This is a genomic window from Haloterrigena salina JCM 13891, assembly GCF_000337495.1.
Lineage (GTDB): Archaea > Halobacteriota > Halobacteria > Halobacteriales > Natrialbaceae > Haloterrigena > Haloterrigena salina.
Window position 1 is genome coordinate 86423 of the sequence record NZ_AOIS01000057.1, and the last position, 14669, is coordinate 101091.

The window sequence follows — 14669 nt, forward strand, 5'->3', positions numbered from 1 at the left end:
TCGTCGTGACTGCTAGTCATCGGGAGCGCAGATCTCGATTTCAGCCGAACTCGTCACGTTCTCTGCGCAGGGTTGTCGGCAAACCCCACAGAATTATAACTGCGGGCGAACGATGCGGTACCATGCGTGGATTAGCCAAGACTAGTCGCAGCCAGGGAGGCATGGAACTTATCGAGCGTGACCGTCCGGAACCGGAACCGGATGAGGCGCTGATCGAAGTCGATTACGCGGGTCTCTGTGGCAGCGACGCCGGTATCTACGAGTTCGAATCCGCCTTCGAGCGGATGACCATGCCGACCGTCATCGGCCACGAGTACTCGGGTCGCGTCGTTGAGGTCGGCGACGCCGTGACGAAGTTCTCGGTCGGCGACCGGGTCGTCGAGCGGCCGATCCGCGGCTGCGGCGACTGCTACCAGTGCGAGATCGGCGAGTCGAACGTCTGCCAGAACTCGGTCATCACGGGCGTGGACCACGACGGCGCCTACGAGCCCTACATCGCCGTCCCGGAGGACGCGCTCCACCCCGTTCCCGACGGCGTCGAACAGCAACACGCGGCGATGGTCGAACCGACCAGCATCGCTACCCGCGCTGTCATCCAGAACTCCCGCGTGCGTGCCGGGACGCGAGTCCTCGTCGAGGGGCCCGGCCCGATCGGGCTCCTCACCGCCCAGGTCGCCCGCGCACAGGGCGGCGAGGTCGTCGTCAGCGGCGTCGGCCAGGACGCCGAGTACCGCCTCCCGCTCGCCGAAGAACTCGGCTTCGAGACGCTCAACATCGCCGACGATGATCTCGACGCCGCCCGCGAGGAACTGACCGACGGCATCGGCTACGACGTCGTCTTCGACACGACGGGCCACCCGTCGGGGCTACCGTCGGCCGTCGACGAGGTCCGGAAGGGCGGCCAGATCGTCCTCATCGGACAGACCGGCGAGACGACGATGCCCTACTCGCCGCTCGTCCGCTCGGAAATCGACCTGCAGTGTTCCTACGCGTCGAAATACGAGGACTTCGAGAACGCGCTGCGCCTGATCGACACGGGCGACGTCGACGCCGAGACGTTCATCGACGACCGGTTCTCGCTGTTGGACGCCGACGAAGCCTTCGAGACGTTCGTCGGCGGCGGCACCTGCAAGCCCGTCTTCGACGTCTCAGTACTTCGCGACTGAGAACCCCTCGGGATTTTTTCTCGTCGGACGCGACCGTCCGAGACGGAAGTTTTAGTAGTGCCTGTTGTAATCTACCACTGTAGATGGATTACAGACAGCTGTCCGATCCGAACGCAGAGTACACGATGCGAGACCTCTCCTCGGAGACGATGGAGATTACCAACTCTCGCGGGCCGCGCGACGTCGAGATCACGGACGTTCAGACGACCATCGTCGACGGGAACTACCCGTGGACGCTGGTCCGCGTGTACACCGACGCCGGCATCGTCGGCAACGGCGAATCCTACTGGGGCGCGGGCGAACGGGAGATCATCGAGCGCATGGCGCCGTTCCTCGAGGGCGAAAACCCGCTCGACATCGACCGACTCTACGAGCACCTCGTCCAGAAGCTCTCCGGCGAGGGATCGATCTCCGGCAAGGCGATTTCCGCGATTTCGGGCATCGAACTCGCGCTGCACGACGTCGCCGGCAAGATCCTCGAGGTGCCGGCCTACCAGCTGCTGGGCGGCAAGTACCGCGACGAGATGCGGATGTACTGCGACTGCCACACTGAGGAGGAGGCCGACCCCGACGCCTGCGCCGACGAGGCTGAACGCGTCGTCGAGGACCTGGGTTACGACTCCCTGAAGTTCGACCTCGACGTTCCCTCGGGCCACGAGAAGGACCGCGCGAACCGCCACCTCCGGAACCCGGAGATCGAACACAAGGCCGAAATCGTCGAGAAGGTCACCGAGCGCGTCGGCGACCGCGCCGACGTCGCCTTCGACTGTCACTGGTCGTTCAGCGCCGGCAGCGCACACCGCCTCGCCGAGCGCTTAGAGGAGTACGACGTCTGGTGGCTCGAAGACCCGATCCCGCCGGAGAACCACGACGTGCAGGAGGAGGTCACCAAGCGGACGTCGACGCCGATCACGGTCGGCGAGAACGTCTACCGCAACCACGGCAACCGTCGCCTCCTCGAGAACCAGGCCGTCGACATCGTCGCGCCCGACGTGCCTCGCGTCGGCGGCATGCGCCAGACGCGGAAGATCGCCGACCTCGCGGACATGTACTACGTGCCGGTCGCGATGCACAACGTCTCCTCGCCGATCGGGACGATGGCGAGCATCCACGTCGGCGCGGCGATCCCGAACTCGCTGGCCGTCGAGTACCACTCCTACGAACTCGGCTGGTGGTCGGACCTCGTCGAGGAGGACATTATCGAGAACGGCTACGCCGAAGTGCCGGAGAAGCCGGGCCTCGGCCTCACGCTCGACCTCGACGCCGTCGAGGAGCATCTGGCTGACGGCGCCGAGATGTTCGACGAGGCGTGAGCTTCGTCGAACTCGCTGAGATTCACTCAGCAGTTGGCTGACGCGGTGTGAGCCGTCGTCGAACTCTCCGAGCGTTGTCTCACGCTGTCCCATAGCAACATCGTGTCCGCAACGCTTCGATCCGGTGGGCCGAGAGAACGCGGGAGCGGGACGAAGTGAGGTGGTAGTCGAGAATCGACGACTCCCGTCGACGGCGGCTTCCGCTGTCTCTGACGTTTTCTGGCGCTTGTTCGTCTGCCAGCGACTGCTCGAGCGCTCCGCTGTGTCGATTCGGTACGCGATCGGCTAGTCACGTCGATCGCACGATCGGCAACGACGGTACGACGAAAGACGGCGAAAACGAGTCGGTGCTTACGCCAGCGGAAGGATCGTCGAGAACACGAGCGTGCTCAGCAGGCCGACGATCCCGATGAGGGTGGTCGCGACGGTCCACGTCTTCAGCGTCTCGGCTTGCGTGAGACCGCCGATTTCCTTGACGATCCAGAAGCCGCTGTCGTTGTACCACGAACAGAACGACGCCCCGGCACCGATGGACATGACGAGGTACGCGGTGTTAACGTCGAGTCCGCTCGCTAGCGGCCCCATGATGCCGGCGGTCGTGACGATCGCGACCGTCGCCGACCCCTGAACGAGACGGACGCCCGCGGCGATCACCCACGCCGTCACGAGCAGTCCGAGACCGATCCCTTCCAGCCCGTTCGCGATGTACTCGCCGGCGCCGGCCGCCTGGAGCATCGCACCGAATGCGCCGCCGGCGGCGGTGATGGCGGCGATGTTACCGCCGCTCTTGAGCGCGTCCGTGAGTTCGTCGGAGAACGTATCGCTGTCGAGATCGCTCATCCGGTAGTACGTAAACGCCGCCGCGAGTGCGGCCACCGTGAGCGCGAGGTTCGGGTCTCCGAAGAAGCCCGTGATACCGCCTACCGCCGCGTCCTCTCCGAGGACCGTCTGCGTCGTCGTGTCCGCGGTCACGAGGAGGACGGCGAGCAGAATCGGGAGCAGTGACTCGAGCAATCCGGGGAGCTGACTCGTTTCGACCTCGTTTTGCTCCTCGAGTTCTTCGACCGTCGTCCCCATCGTGTCTCGGAGCGGGATTTCGATTCGCTTGTTGATCCAGTACCCGTAGCCCAGTCCCGAGATGAGCGCGGTCGGAAAACCGACGAGGACGCCGACCGCAATAGTGCTTCCGAGGTTGGCGCCCACCTCGTCGACGGCGAGCAGCGGTCCGGGGGTCGGCGGAACGAAGCCGTGCGTGACCACGCCGGCGGCGCCCATGGCGACGATGTACAGCGCGTAGTTCTTGCCGTCGCGTGCGCGAGCGGATCGCGCCAGCGGCGCGAGCAGGTAGAAGACGTTGTCGAAGAACACGGGAATGGACATGATGAAACTGCTGCCGAACAGCGAAATCTCCGTGTTGTCCTTGCCGAAGACGCTCGTGAACGCCCGAACGATCCGATTGGCGGCGCCGCTTTCGACCATCGCTTTGCCGATGATCGCCGCCATCAGGATGGGAATACCGATGCCGGCCATGTTGTTACCGAACGCCGTCGCGAACTCTCCGGGCACGTCGGCGAACGCGATCGCCGGCGCGACGATGCCGACCGTAAATCCGGCGACGACGAGCGAAACGAACGCCGGGAGGTCGAGGACGACCAGCAGTAGGAGGATCGCAACGATTCCTACGATAACTGCGACCAGTGGCGCGTGCCCACCGAGCTGTAATACCGTATTGTTTATCATCATGATACGGTCTCTCATCATCCTTCTTTATTTTTTTGTGTGTTTCAGATTCAATTCGCTGTGACATAATCAGCGAGCATGAGCGAATTTCCGACAGTAGAGCGACGTTCGGACGTAATCGCGGTGGTTTCGGTCGATCACGAGGGCTCATCTCCGAGTGGCGACGATAGCAGTGGGCTCGAGGAGACGGCGTCGAGGAGACGGCGGAACGAGCCGTCGTCGCGATTAGTGGTCAGTACGCAGTCCTCGCAGCGCCATCGTTCGATCGTCGAAATACGGTTCAGTCGGTGCTACAGCACTGATTCGGGGAAATAGGTATCGAACGTCGAGCCCGTTCGCAGCCGACGTCAGTCGCAAGTTGCATCGTTCGACTGAGAGTACATCGGTCCACGCGGATGACGCGGCGTTGCGCCCCGTCAGCCGGTCAGTAGTTGTCGTAGACCGTCTTGCTGATCTGGTAGAAGTCCAGTCCGGCGTCGCCCTGCTCGCGGTAGGTCTCGCTCGAGGAGTCCTTCATGCCGCCGAAGGGGACGTGCAGCTCGAGGCCGGTGGTCTTCTCGTTGATCTTGACGACGCCCGCTTCGACCTCCTCGACGAAGCGGTTCGCCTCGGTGTGGTCGTCCGTGACGACGCTGGCCGAGAGGCCGAAGTCGACGTCGTTGGCAACCTCGACGCCCTCGTCGAAGTCGCTCACGGGGATCACTGCGAGGACCGGCCCGAAGACCTCCTCCTGGGCGAGGCGCATGTCGTTGTCCACGTCGGAGAAGACAGCGGGCTCGACAAAGTAGCCCTCGCGGTCGAGTTCGTTCCCGCCGCACTCGAGGGTCGCGCCTTCGTCCTCGGCGATGTCGACGTACTCGAGGGTGCTCTCGAGTTCGGACTCGCTGACGTGGGGCCCCATGCCGGGATCGTCCAGCCCGTGGCCGTGGTCGATGGCCTCGGCTCGCTCGACGATCGCCTCGACGAACTCGTCGTAGACGTCCTCGTGGACGATCGCGCGGGACGCGGCCGTACACGCCTGCCCGGTGACGCCGAACGCGCCCGCGGAGACGATATCGGCCGCTTCCTCGACGTCCGCGCTGTCGGTGACGAGGGTGGGGTTCTTGCCGCCCATCTCCAGCTGGACGCGCTTGCCGTCTTCGGTCGCGGTGTCGTAGACCGCGTTGCCGACCTGCGTGCTGCCGGTAAAGGAGACGGCGTCGACCGCGGAGTGACCGGCGATCGCGTCGCCGACCGTGCTGCCCGGGCCGGTGACGACGTTGATGACGCCGTCGGGGAGGCCGGCCTCCTCGAGGGCGGACGCCATCTCGTGGACGACGCCGGGTGCCAGCGTCGCCGGCTTGATGACGATCGTGTTACCCGCGGCCAGCGCGGGCGCGATCTTCCAGGCCGGGATGGCGATGGGGTAGTTCCACGGCGTGATCAGTCCGGCGACGCCGAGCGGTTCGTTCTTCGTGTAGAGGTTGGTGTTGCGGGCGCTGGAGCTTTTGACCGTGCCGCCGAGGTCGCTGGCTTTGGCGCCGTAGTAGTGGAAGATGTCGATCGCTCGCTGTACCTCGCCGGCGGCCTCGCTCCAGGTCTTGCCCTCCTCGCGGACGAGGAGTTCGGTGAGGTCATCCTTGCGGTCGGCGAGCAGCGAGCCGGTTTCGGTGAGGATTCGCCCGCGCTCGGGGCCGGGGGTCGTCCCCCAGTCGTCGCTCGCCGCGTCGGCGGCCTCGATGGCGCGCTCCGTGTCCTCGGCGTCGGACTGGGGATAGGTCGCCACGACTTCCTCCGGGCTCGCCGGATCCGTCGTTTCGAAGGTTTCGCCGGTGTGCGATTCGGTCCACTCGCCGTCGATGTAATTCTGGCGGTCGTCAGGCATACACCCGTAGTTCGGACTATGGTCTGATAACGTTTTGTGATTCGACGAGAGCCGTCCCGACATCTGCCACGGACGGGAGTTTTATTACCAAGAAGCAACTTTGACTGCTCATGCGGTATCATCGCCTTCCCGATGGAGACGGGTATAGACTGATTGCCGACGATGGAGACGCTGCCTACGATCTGACGGCGGTTAAGCCTCGTCTCGATGAATTTACTGAACTCGCCGCGGCGGCGAACGTCGCCGATACGGACGTCGACGAGCTCGCGGAAACGCTCGTGGAAACCGCGCCGACGGTCGACCGCGAGGCCTTAGCCGACAGCGCGCTGCCGATCGTCCCCGACGAGGTCTGGGCGGCCGGCGTCACCTACGAGATCAGCGAGGAGGCCCGCGAGGCCGAAAGCGGCATGCCGGAGATGTACGTGCAGGTCTACGAGGCCGAGCGACCGGAGATCTTCTTCAAGGCGACGCCGAGTCGAACCGTCGGGCCCGACGAACCGGTCGGCATCCGCGCTGACTCGGCCTGGGACGTTCCGGAGCCGGAGCTGGGGATCGTCCTCTACGACGGCGAGATCGTCGGCTACACGATCGGCAACGACATGAGCAGCCGCTCGATCGAGGGTGAGAACCCGCTCTACCTCCCGCAGGCGAAGGTGTACGACAAGTGCTGTTCGATCGGCCCCTGCATCGCGTCGGCCGAAAGCGTCGGCGACCCCCACGAGCTGACGATGACGATGGAGATCAGCCGCGACGGGGAGACGCTCTACGAGGGCGAAACCTCGACCGGCGAGATGGACCGCTCCTGCGAGGAGCTCGTCGAGTACTGGTGCGATCACAACTCTGTCCCGCAGAACGGCGTTCTCCTCACCGGAACGTCGCTCGTCCCGGACGACGGGTTCACGCTCCGTCCGGACGACGAGGTGCGCATCGAGATCGACCGGATCGGCGAACTCGTGAACACGGTCGTCGAAGTATGAATCGCCTCGAGGGCACGTCGGCGAACCGACTCGACGGGATCTGAACGAGCCGAGAAAGCGCGTACAAGCGACCGCAAACATCGTTTTGGACAATGGTAACTATCACATTCATCGGCGCCGGGAGTGTCGTGTTCGCGAAGAACCTGATGACGGATATCTTCTCGTTCGAGCGCCTGCGAGACAGCACGATCACGTTGATGGATATCGATCCACAGCGGTTGGATCGGGCCGCCGAGATCGGCGAGGCCATCGTCGATTCCCACGACCTCCCGGGGGAGATCCGCGCGACGACCGATCGGCGCGAGGCCCTCGAGGGCGCCGACTACGTCTTCAACATGATCAACGTCGGCGGCGAGGAACCGTTCGAGAACGAGATCAGGATTCCCGAGGAGTACGGGGTCGAGCAGGCCGTCGGCGACACGCTCGGTCCCGGCGGCGTCTTCCGTTCGCTGCGAACCGCTCCGACGGTGCTCGATATCGCTCGGGATATGGAGGAACTCTGTCCCGACGCGCTCTTGCTGAACTACACGAACCCGATGGCGATCCTCTGTTGGGCGGTCGACGAGGCGACCGATACCGACGTGGTGGGGCTCTGTCACAGCGTCCAGCACACGACCGCGGCCATCGGCCGGTATCTCGACGTCCCGAGCGAGGAGCTCCAACACTGGGTCGCCGGCATCAACCACATGGCGTGGTACCTCGAGCTGGAACACGAGGGCGAGGACTGTTACCCGGCCCTGCGCGACGCCGCGGACGATCCCGACATCTACGCGCAGGACCCGGTCCGGTTCGACGTGATGGACCACTTCGGGGCGTTCATCACGGAATCGAGCCACCACCTGAGCGAGTACCTCCCGTACTTCCGGACGGACCGGGACGTCATCGACGAGCTGACGCCCGAAGAGGAGTTCGGCCACTACACGATCGAGTGGATGCCGACGGGACGGTATCTTGAGCACTGGCGCTCCTACCAGCCGGACCTCGAGGGGGAACTCGAGATCGACGAGGACGACGTCGCGCTCGAGCGCTCCCCCGAGTACGGCTCGCGACTCGTCCACTCGATCGAGACCGACGAGGAGCGACGCATGAATCTCAACGTCCGGAACGACACCGGCGCGATTGCGAACCTCCCGGACGAATCGTGCGTTGAGGTGCCGTGTCTGATCGACGGACGGGGGATCCACCCCTGCTCCGTCGGCGACCTGCCGTCCCAGCTCGCGGCGCTGAACCGGACGAACATCGCCGTTCAGGAACGGGCGGTGACCGCGATACTCGAGCGAGACGAGACCGCGCTGCGCCAGGCCGTGAAGCTCGATCCGCTCACGGCGGCCGCGCTCGATCTCGAGGCGATCGACGAGATGGTCGACGATCTGCTGGCCGCGAACGCTGAGTATCTGCCCGACCTGAACTGAACTGACGCTCCCGATCGGTCGCCTCTCGACGATTCTGCGGCCGTTCACCGATTGAGGCCCGCTCGTACGTCGATACGGACGTCAGTAACGAGCGGCTCCCGAGAAGAACGCGGCCACCGCGCGACCGACCGGGTGCCGACGGGACGGTAACACTCATTACGGGCAACTCGAGTCTAGTACAAAATGCACGCTCGACGAAGGTCCGACGGGACGGCGAACCGGTCGAGCCGCTGGACCGACCGACCGCAGTCGCGTCACTGCCGGCCGGGCGGTCAGTCAGCGACTCGTATCGGAGACGGTGAGACGACTGCGACCGCCTGTTGGAAACCGACGCGACCGTTCGCCTCACGGGTGCGACGATGAACACGTCGGACGACATCCGTTCGGTCCACCACGGGCTCGGGGTCGCGTTCAGATCCGCGTACGACAACAGCAGTACGATGGTCGTCGTCAGCCTCCTCTGGGTCGTCGCATCCCTCCCGCTCATCACCATCGGGCCGGCCACGCTCGCCGCCTACAAGGCCGTGCTGACGCTCCGCGAAGAGGGCGAGATCGACCGCGACGCGGTCTCCTCTACCCTTTCACAGCACTGGCACAACTCGGTGCTGCTCAGCGGCGTGCTCGTCGCCTTCGCGGCCGTCACCGTCGGCTACGCCACCAACTACATTCTGACGGGAGCCGTGCAGTCGGGCGCCCTCGCGGTCGTCGCGTGCTACTTGACCGCTCACCTCAGCGCCGTGCTCGTCGTGGCGTTCGTCCGTTTAGCGGAGGGAAATGCGGTCTACGACGCGGTTACGAGCGGCTACTCTTGGACCGCCACCCACCCGTTCGACACCGTGCTCCTCGGCTTCGTCAGCATCGGGTTATTCGTCGTCAGCGTCGTTCTCACCGTTACCGTGTGTCTGGCGTTCCCGTTCCTGTTGTTCACGTTTCACGTCGCCGTCGTCGCCGAGCGTGAGCGGTGACGAAGAACGGCGCTGCGTAACGGGCCGTCGCGATCGGACGGCGTTGTCCTCGTGTTCTCGAAACGACGCGCGTTGCGCGTGTGGGGTGTCGACTTCGGTAGGATACCTACCGATCAGTCGTCCAGTTCGTGGCGGACGAACGTCACTGGACACGGCGAGGAGAGCATCACCGCTTGCGAGACGCTCCCGAAGACCGCTTTCCCAGTCGGGCTTCGGTTCCGGCCGCCGACGAATACGCGGTCGGCGTCGATCGATTCGGCGACCCTGACGATCTCCTCCTCCGCCTTCCCGATTTCGCCGCGAATCGTGTAGTCGACGCCGGCCTGCTCGAACTTCTCGATGAACTCGTGAATTGTCATATTCCGTCGAGCAACCACGTCCGCGTCGACGTCCTCTTCGGACGGGTCGAACTCCAGTTTCCGAGCCGTGTCGTCGAACTCGTCCGCCGAAAACACCTGCAGCAGGACGATCGTCGCGCCGGTTGGCTTCGCGACATCTATCGTCTCGCTCGCGAGGCGAGTCATTCGATCGCGGTCACCGGGACCGATTCCGATCAGTATCGTATTGAACGACATACGATACCATTTGTACAGGTATTCATAAATATTGCTCCAGAACCGGGTGACTCCGCTGTGATATGTGGCACTCCGCGATGCAGTTCGGAGCGACGAGCGAGATCGATCCGCCTCGACTCGAGTCGGTCTCAATCCACCCGATTAGGCCGTGATTCGTTCGGGTGACAACTGGACGCCGTCGCCGACCGCCAGCAGCGTTGACGGCCGATGCGGTTCGGCTACTTCGGTGAAAGACTATTGTATACAAATATTAATGGTGATACTGCGGTGACGAATGTATGAAGAATCCAGCGACCGGCGACGACTGTACGCGTAGAGAGCACCTGCAAGCGATCGGAGCGCTCGGTGCCGTCGGCCTCGGCACGGCCGGCGGCGTCCGCGTAACGAAAGCCCGCCAGAGTTCGGGTGATAAACACCGCGGAGACACGCTCTATTCTCCGCCGGAGGGAGCGCCGGCGCCGGGTGCGATGTACCCGCGCGTTGAACGCCTCGAGTTCAGTCCGGGCGGCAACGAGACGCTGCTCGCGACGTTCGAGTACTATCCGTCGATGAGCGGCGGTTCGGAACCGTACTTCCCGGTCTATCGGAGCACGGACGGAGGCCAGACGTGGTCGAAATTCTCGGAAATTCACGATCAGAGCGGCAAAGACTGGGGACTGCGGTACCAGCCGACGCTGTACGAACTCCCCGAGGAAACCGGACCGTGGCCGGCCGGGACGGTCCTCGCCGCCGGGAACGCGATTCCGACCCTCGACGATCCCGACCACGTCGAGGAGGGTGAAACCGGCGAACTCGGCGACACGAGTATCGACCTGTACGCGAGTACTGACCACGGGGAGTCGTGGGAGTACGTCAGCACCGTCGTAACCGGCGGCCCGGCGTACCCGCACGCGGGCCACAGCCCCGTGTGGGAGCCCGAACTACAGCTAGACGCGGACGGAAACCTCGTCTGTTACTTCGCCGACGAACGACAGGCGGACGACGACGGCTACAACCAACTCGTCGGCCTCAAGGCGTCGACCGACGGCGGTCGGACGTGGGAAGACGAGGAGTTCGTGACCGCGGTTCCGAACGGAACCGATCGGCCCGGTATGCCGGGCGTCGTCGAACTACCGAACGGCACCTACATGGCCGTCTACGAGGTCGTCGGCTCCGACACCGTGAACGGCGAAGTGAGGGTTAAAACGTCGCCTGACGGTCGCGACTGGGGCGACCCGACGGATCTCGGGCAACAGGTCCTCACCGACGACGGGCGGCGCTTCATCAACGGCCCGACGATCACGTGGACGTCGAGAGGCGGACCCGACGGGACGATTCTCGTCTCCGCCAAGCAACTGGTCGACGGGAACCGGGAACTGGCCGACGGCAACGGTGAGGTCCTCCTCGCCAACACGAACCTCGACGGGAGCGGCAGTTGGACCCCGGTCGAGGCGCCGCTGACCTTCGAAACGGAGAGCGAACTCGGCGGCCGGATTTTCGTCGGGTGGACGACGCCTATTCTCCCGTCCCCGAACGGCAAACAACTCCTCCAGATGACCTCGACCGCGATGAACGAGGACCTCTGCGAGATTCGGTACGCGGAGCGTCCGTTGAAGTTGAACAAGCTCTGAGAACGCGGGCTGGCTAGGCAACTGTTAGCATATCATTTATTTTCGGTCGTCAAGACGCCGGTTCGCGTTGCATTTCTCATTAGACTCTCGCCGATTCGCCGGCATCGCAACTGTCTCCGTGTGGCGCGAGGAAGAAGTGCCTCTCCTTGAGGTCGATCGTCTTTTACCGAATACCGTCCGTCGTAGAATCGAACACCCGCTCCCGTCGCGTTCCGGTTCGATCGAGGGAGAATCCGCCCAGTTCGTCGCTGCCGACTGACCGTGCCAACCGCCGAGTTACGCGGTGACTTCCTGCTTCTCGCGTTCCTCCGCTAGGATGTTTCGACCGTCGGATTTTCGGAACAGGTGGATGTCGTCCTCGTCGAAGGAGATGGTCAGCGAATCGTTCTCCTCGGGTTTCACGTCGCCGGGAACCCGGACTCGGCACTCGTCGATGCCCGCCATGTCGAGGTAGAGGTAGTTGTCCGAGCCCACGGGTTCGAGCACGTCGAGGAAGGCCTCGATGGCGTTCCGATCGGAGGGATCTGCGATGTAGATATCTTCGGGTCGAATCCCGAGCACGAGCGATTCCCCGTCCGAGGTCCGTTCTCGTACTCGCTCCGCGTACTCTTCGGAAATCTCGTATTGGAAGTCGGCTCCGACGAGCGTCGTTCCCTCGAGTTCGACGTCGAACGGGTTCATCGCGGGGCTGCCGACGAAGTCGGCAACGAAGAGGTTCTTGGGTTCGTTGTAGACTTCGTCGGGCGTCCCGATCTGTTGAACGTTCCCCTGATCGAGGATGGCGACGCGGTCGGACATCGTCATCGCTTCCTCTTGGTCGTGGGTGACGTAGATGAACGTAGTTCCGAGGTCCTCGTGGATGCGCTGGATTTCCGTCCGCATGTGGGCGCGGAGTTTCGCGTCCAGGTTCGACAGCGGCTCGTCCATGAGGAAGACTTCCGGATCGCGGACGATGGCGCGGCCGGTGGCAACCCGCTGCTGCTGGCCGCCGGAGAGGCTGCCGGGTTTCTTGTCGAGTTGGCCTTCGATGCCCATCATCTCGGCGGCGTCCTCGACGCGTTTTTGAACCTCGTCGTTGCTGAGGTCCGAGGTTAGCTTCAGCCCGTAGGCCATGTTATCCCGAACGGTCATGTGCGGGTAGAGCGCGTAGTTTTGGAACACCATGGCGACACCGCGGTCCTGGGGCTGGATGTTGTTGACGACGCGGTCGCCGATACGGATCTGGCCTTCGCTGATATCCTCGAGACCCGCGACCATCCGCAGCAGCGTCGACTTGCCCGACCCGGAGGGGCCGACGATGGTGAGGAATTCGCCATCCTTGATGTCGAAACTTACATCGTCGACTGCCACAATTTTCCCTTCGCCGTCGCTACTCCCGTCATAGAACTTTGACACGTTCTCAATACTAACACGACCCATGGGGTAGGATTACTTCTAACGTATAATAACCCTTTGGATAGGTCGGGTTTCGAGAACGGGCGGTGGCGAAAAGAGACGATACGTCGGGTCGTGAGCCGTCTCTACCGGATGCAGTACAGCCCGCGCGACGAACGCTGTAGCGTACCGACGCAACAGCGGGCCGTTCCGAGGCTCGTGCTCGGTGTGTGGCGATGAAAACTCCGTACTACTCATCGAAATTTACTATTCAGTGGATGATTGTCGGTCTCAGTGATACAACCATCCCCTCAATCACGAACATTTATCATGATGCAGCTATCCATGACTACTGGGAACAAGCATGACGAGTAACCGAATATCGTCGAAATCACGTCGTAGATTCATCAAATCTGCCGGTGTCGCGGGCACCGCCTCGATCGCTGGCTGTATCGGCGGCGGCTCCAGCGGCTACACCATCTCGTTCTGGGAACTATTCAGCGGTGGCGAAGGCCCCGTGATGGAGGATATCGTTCAGAAGTTCAACGATGAACAGCCGCTCGACGTGGACGAGGAGGTGACGATCGACCGCCAGCGGACGCCGTGGGATCAGTACTACAATAACCTGTACACGACGCTCGCTGGCGGTAGCGGACCTGATCTGGCGGTCATGCACGCAGCGTACCTGCGCGCGTGGAACAAAACCATTGTGCCGATGGACGACTACATCGATACCGGTGAAATCGAGGGCGATTACCTCGACAACCACTGGGACCTCGTGTCCGTTGAAGATGAGACTCGAGCGCTTCCGATGGACCTGCATCCGGTCGGGATGTACTACAACAAGGCGATCTTCGAGGAAGCGGGCCTCGATCCCGAATCCCCGCCAACGAACTGGGAGGAGTTCGAAGCCGCGGGGAACGCCATCGCCGAAGAAACCGATAAGTGGGCGTTCAGCCAGACCCCGTACAACGACGGCTTCGGGACGTGGCGAACGTGGAGTACGTTCGTCAAGCAGCAGGGCGGAGAGCTCTTCGACAGCGACTGGAACCCGACGTTCGACGGCCAGGCAGGCCAGAATACCTCCGAACTGTTCTGGGATATGACCGGCGATATGGAGTGGTCCCCCCAGACGACCGAGGCGGACTGGGGTGCAAACGCCTTCGAGAACGGGGATCTGGGCATGACGATGAACGGGACGTGGTACGTGGCCACCCTCGAGGAGTCGGACATCGATTGGGGCTTCTTCAAGCCGACCATCGCTCCCAACAAGACCCAAGATCAGGTCTGGACGGACGGGCACACGATCGTGATGCCCCGGAGCCAGGACCGCGACGACAAAAAATCCGAAATCGCGGCGGAGGTCGCCCACTGGTTGACGACGGAAAACCCCGAGTGGGGTGCCCGAGCAGGTCACCTGCCCGCCGCTGCCGACATCCGGGAATCTGAGGTGTTCCAAAACGCGTCGTTCTACGACAAAACCCTCAGTAAATACCTCGAGATGGCGGAAGAGGACATGTATTTCTACCACCCGAAGGTGCCGAACGGCGACCCCAACTCGGAGAGTTGGTACCAGTGGCTGCTCGACATGTGGGGCCACAACTACGCGAGCCCCGGAGAGGCGCTCGACGACGGCATCTCGATGGTCAATAAGGGCCTCGAGGAGTAACTGA

11 protein-coding genes are annotated in these 14669 nt (G+C 63.2%); 7 read left to right on the plus strand and 4 right to left on the minus strand.

The annotated features are described in order from the left end of the window. The first annotated feature begins 122 nt into the window (after window positions 1-122). The gene (locus C477_RS16775) at window positions 123-1166 is read left to right on the plus strand and encodes a zinc-dependent alcohol dehydrogenase (RefSeq protein ID WP_008895720.1); all 1044 of its coding nucleotides are present in this window, start codon (window positions 123-125) and stop codon (window positions 1164-1166) included. 83 nt (window positions 1167-1249) lie between these two features. After that, the gene (locus C477_RS16780; protein ID WP_008895721.1) at window positions 1250-2479 is read left to right on the plus strand and encodes a mandelate racemase/muconate lactonizing enzyme family protein; all 1230 of its coding nucleotides are present in this window, start codon (window positions 1250-1252) and stop codon (window positions 2477-2479) included. Window positions 2480-2830: 351 nt separating this feature from the next. Here the strand turns inward: C477_RS16780 and C477_RS16785 are convergent, their stop codons facing one another. Both C477_RS16785 and xacF read right to left on the minus strand, forming a co-directional pair. Next, window positions 2831-4222, minus strand: coding sequence for a GntP family permease (locus tag C477_RS16785; protein ID WP_008895722.1), 1392 nt, complete (start codon window positions 4220-4222; stop codon window positions 2831-2833). A gap of 421 nt (window positions 4223-4643) precedes the next feature. Next, the gene (gene xacF / locus C477_RS16790; RefSeq protein ID WP_008895723.1) at window positions 4644-6083 is read right to left on the minus strand and encodes a 2,5-dioxovalerate dehydrogenase; all 1440 of its coding nucleotides are present in this window, start codon (window positions 6081-6083) and stop codon (window positions 4644-4646) included. A 110-nt stretch (window positions 6084-6193) separates the two neighbouring features. Between xacF and C477_RS16795 the strand changes: the two genes are divergently transcribed. From C477_RS16795 to C477_RS16805, 3 genes are all read left to right on the plus strand, one after another. After that, the gene (locus C477_RS16795; protein WP_008895724.1) at window positions 6194-7060 is read left to right on the plus strand and encodes a fumarylacetoacetate hydrolase family protein; all 867 of its coding nucleotides are present in this window, start codon (window positions 6194-6196) and stop codon (window positions 7058-7060) included. 92 nt (window positions 7061-7152) lie between these two features. Continuing rightward, window positions 7153-8472 (plus strand): alpha-galactosidase, encoded by a 1320-nt coding sequence (gene melA, locus C477_RS16800; protein ID WP_008895725.1) that lies wholly within the window; start codon window positions 7153-7155, stop codon window positions 8470-8472. 359 nt (window positions 8473-8831) lie between these two features. Then, window positions 8832-9437, plus strand: a complete 606-nt coding sequence (locus tag C477_RS16805) for a DUF624 domain-containing protein (protein WP_152423344.1) — start codon at window positions 8832-8834, stop codon at window positions 9435-9437. A gap of 113 nt (window positions 9438-9550) precedes the next feature. Here C477_RS16805 and C477_RS16810 read toward each other — a convergent pair whose 3' ends face one another. After that, complete coding sequence (locus C477_RS16810) at window positions 9551-10012, minus strand: universal stress protein (RefSeq protein ID WP_008895727.1); 462 nt, start codon at window positions 10010-10012, stop codon at window positions 9551-9553. 278 nt (window positions 10013-10290) lie between these two features. Between C477_RS16810 and C477_RS16815 the strand changes: the two genes are divergently transcribed. Continuing rightward, entirely contained in the window at window positions 10291-11622 is a 1332-nt protein-coding gene (locus C477_RS16815) for a sialidase family protein (protein WP_008895728.1), read from the plus strand. 276 nt (window positions 11623-11898) lie between these two features. Here the strand turns inward: C477_RS16815 and C477_RS16820 are convergent, their stop codons facing one another. Then, window positions 11899-13041, minus strand: a complete 1143-nt coding sequence (locus C477_RS16820) for an ABC transporter ATP-binding protein (RefSeq protein WP_049914624.1) — start codon at window positions 13039-13041, stop codon at window positions 11899-11901. Between the two features lie 319 nt (window positions 13042-13360). On the opposite strand from C477_RS16820, the gene C477_RS16825 reads away from it, so the two are divergent. After that, window positions 13361-14665, plus strand: coding sequence for an ABC transporter substrate-binding protein (locus C477_RS16825; RefSeq protein WP_049914625.1), 1305 nt, complete (start codon window positions 13361-13363; stop codon window positions 14663-14665). Window positions 14666-14669: the final 4 nt, after the last annotated feature.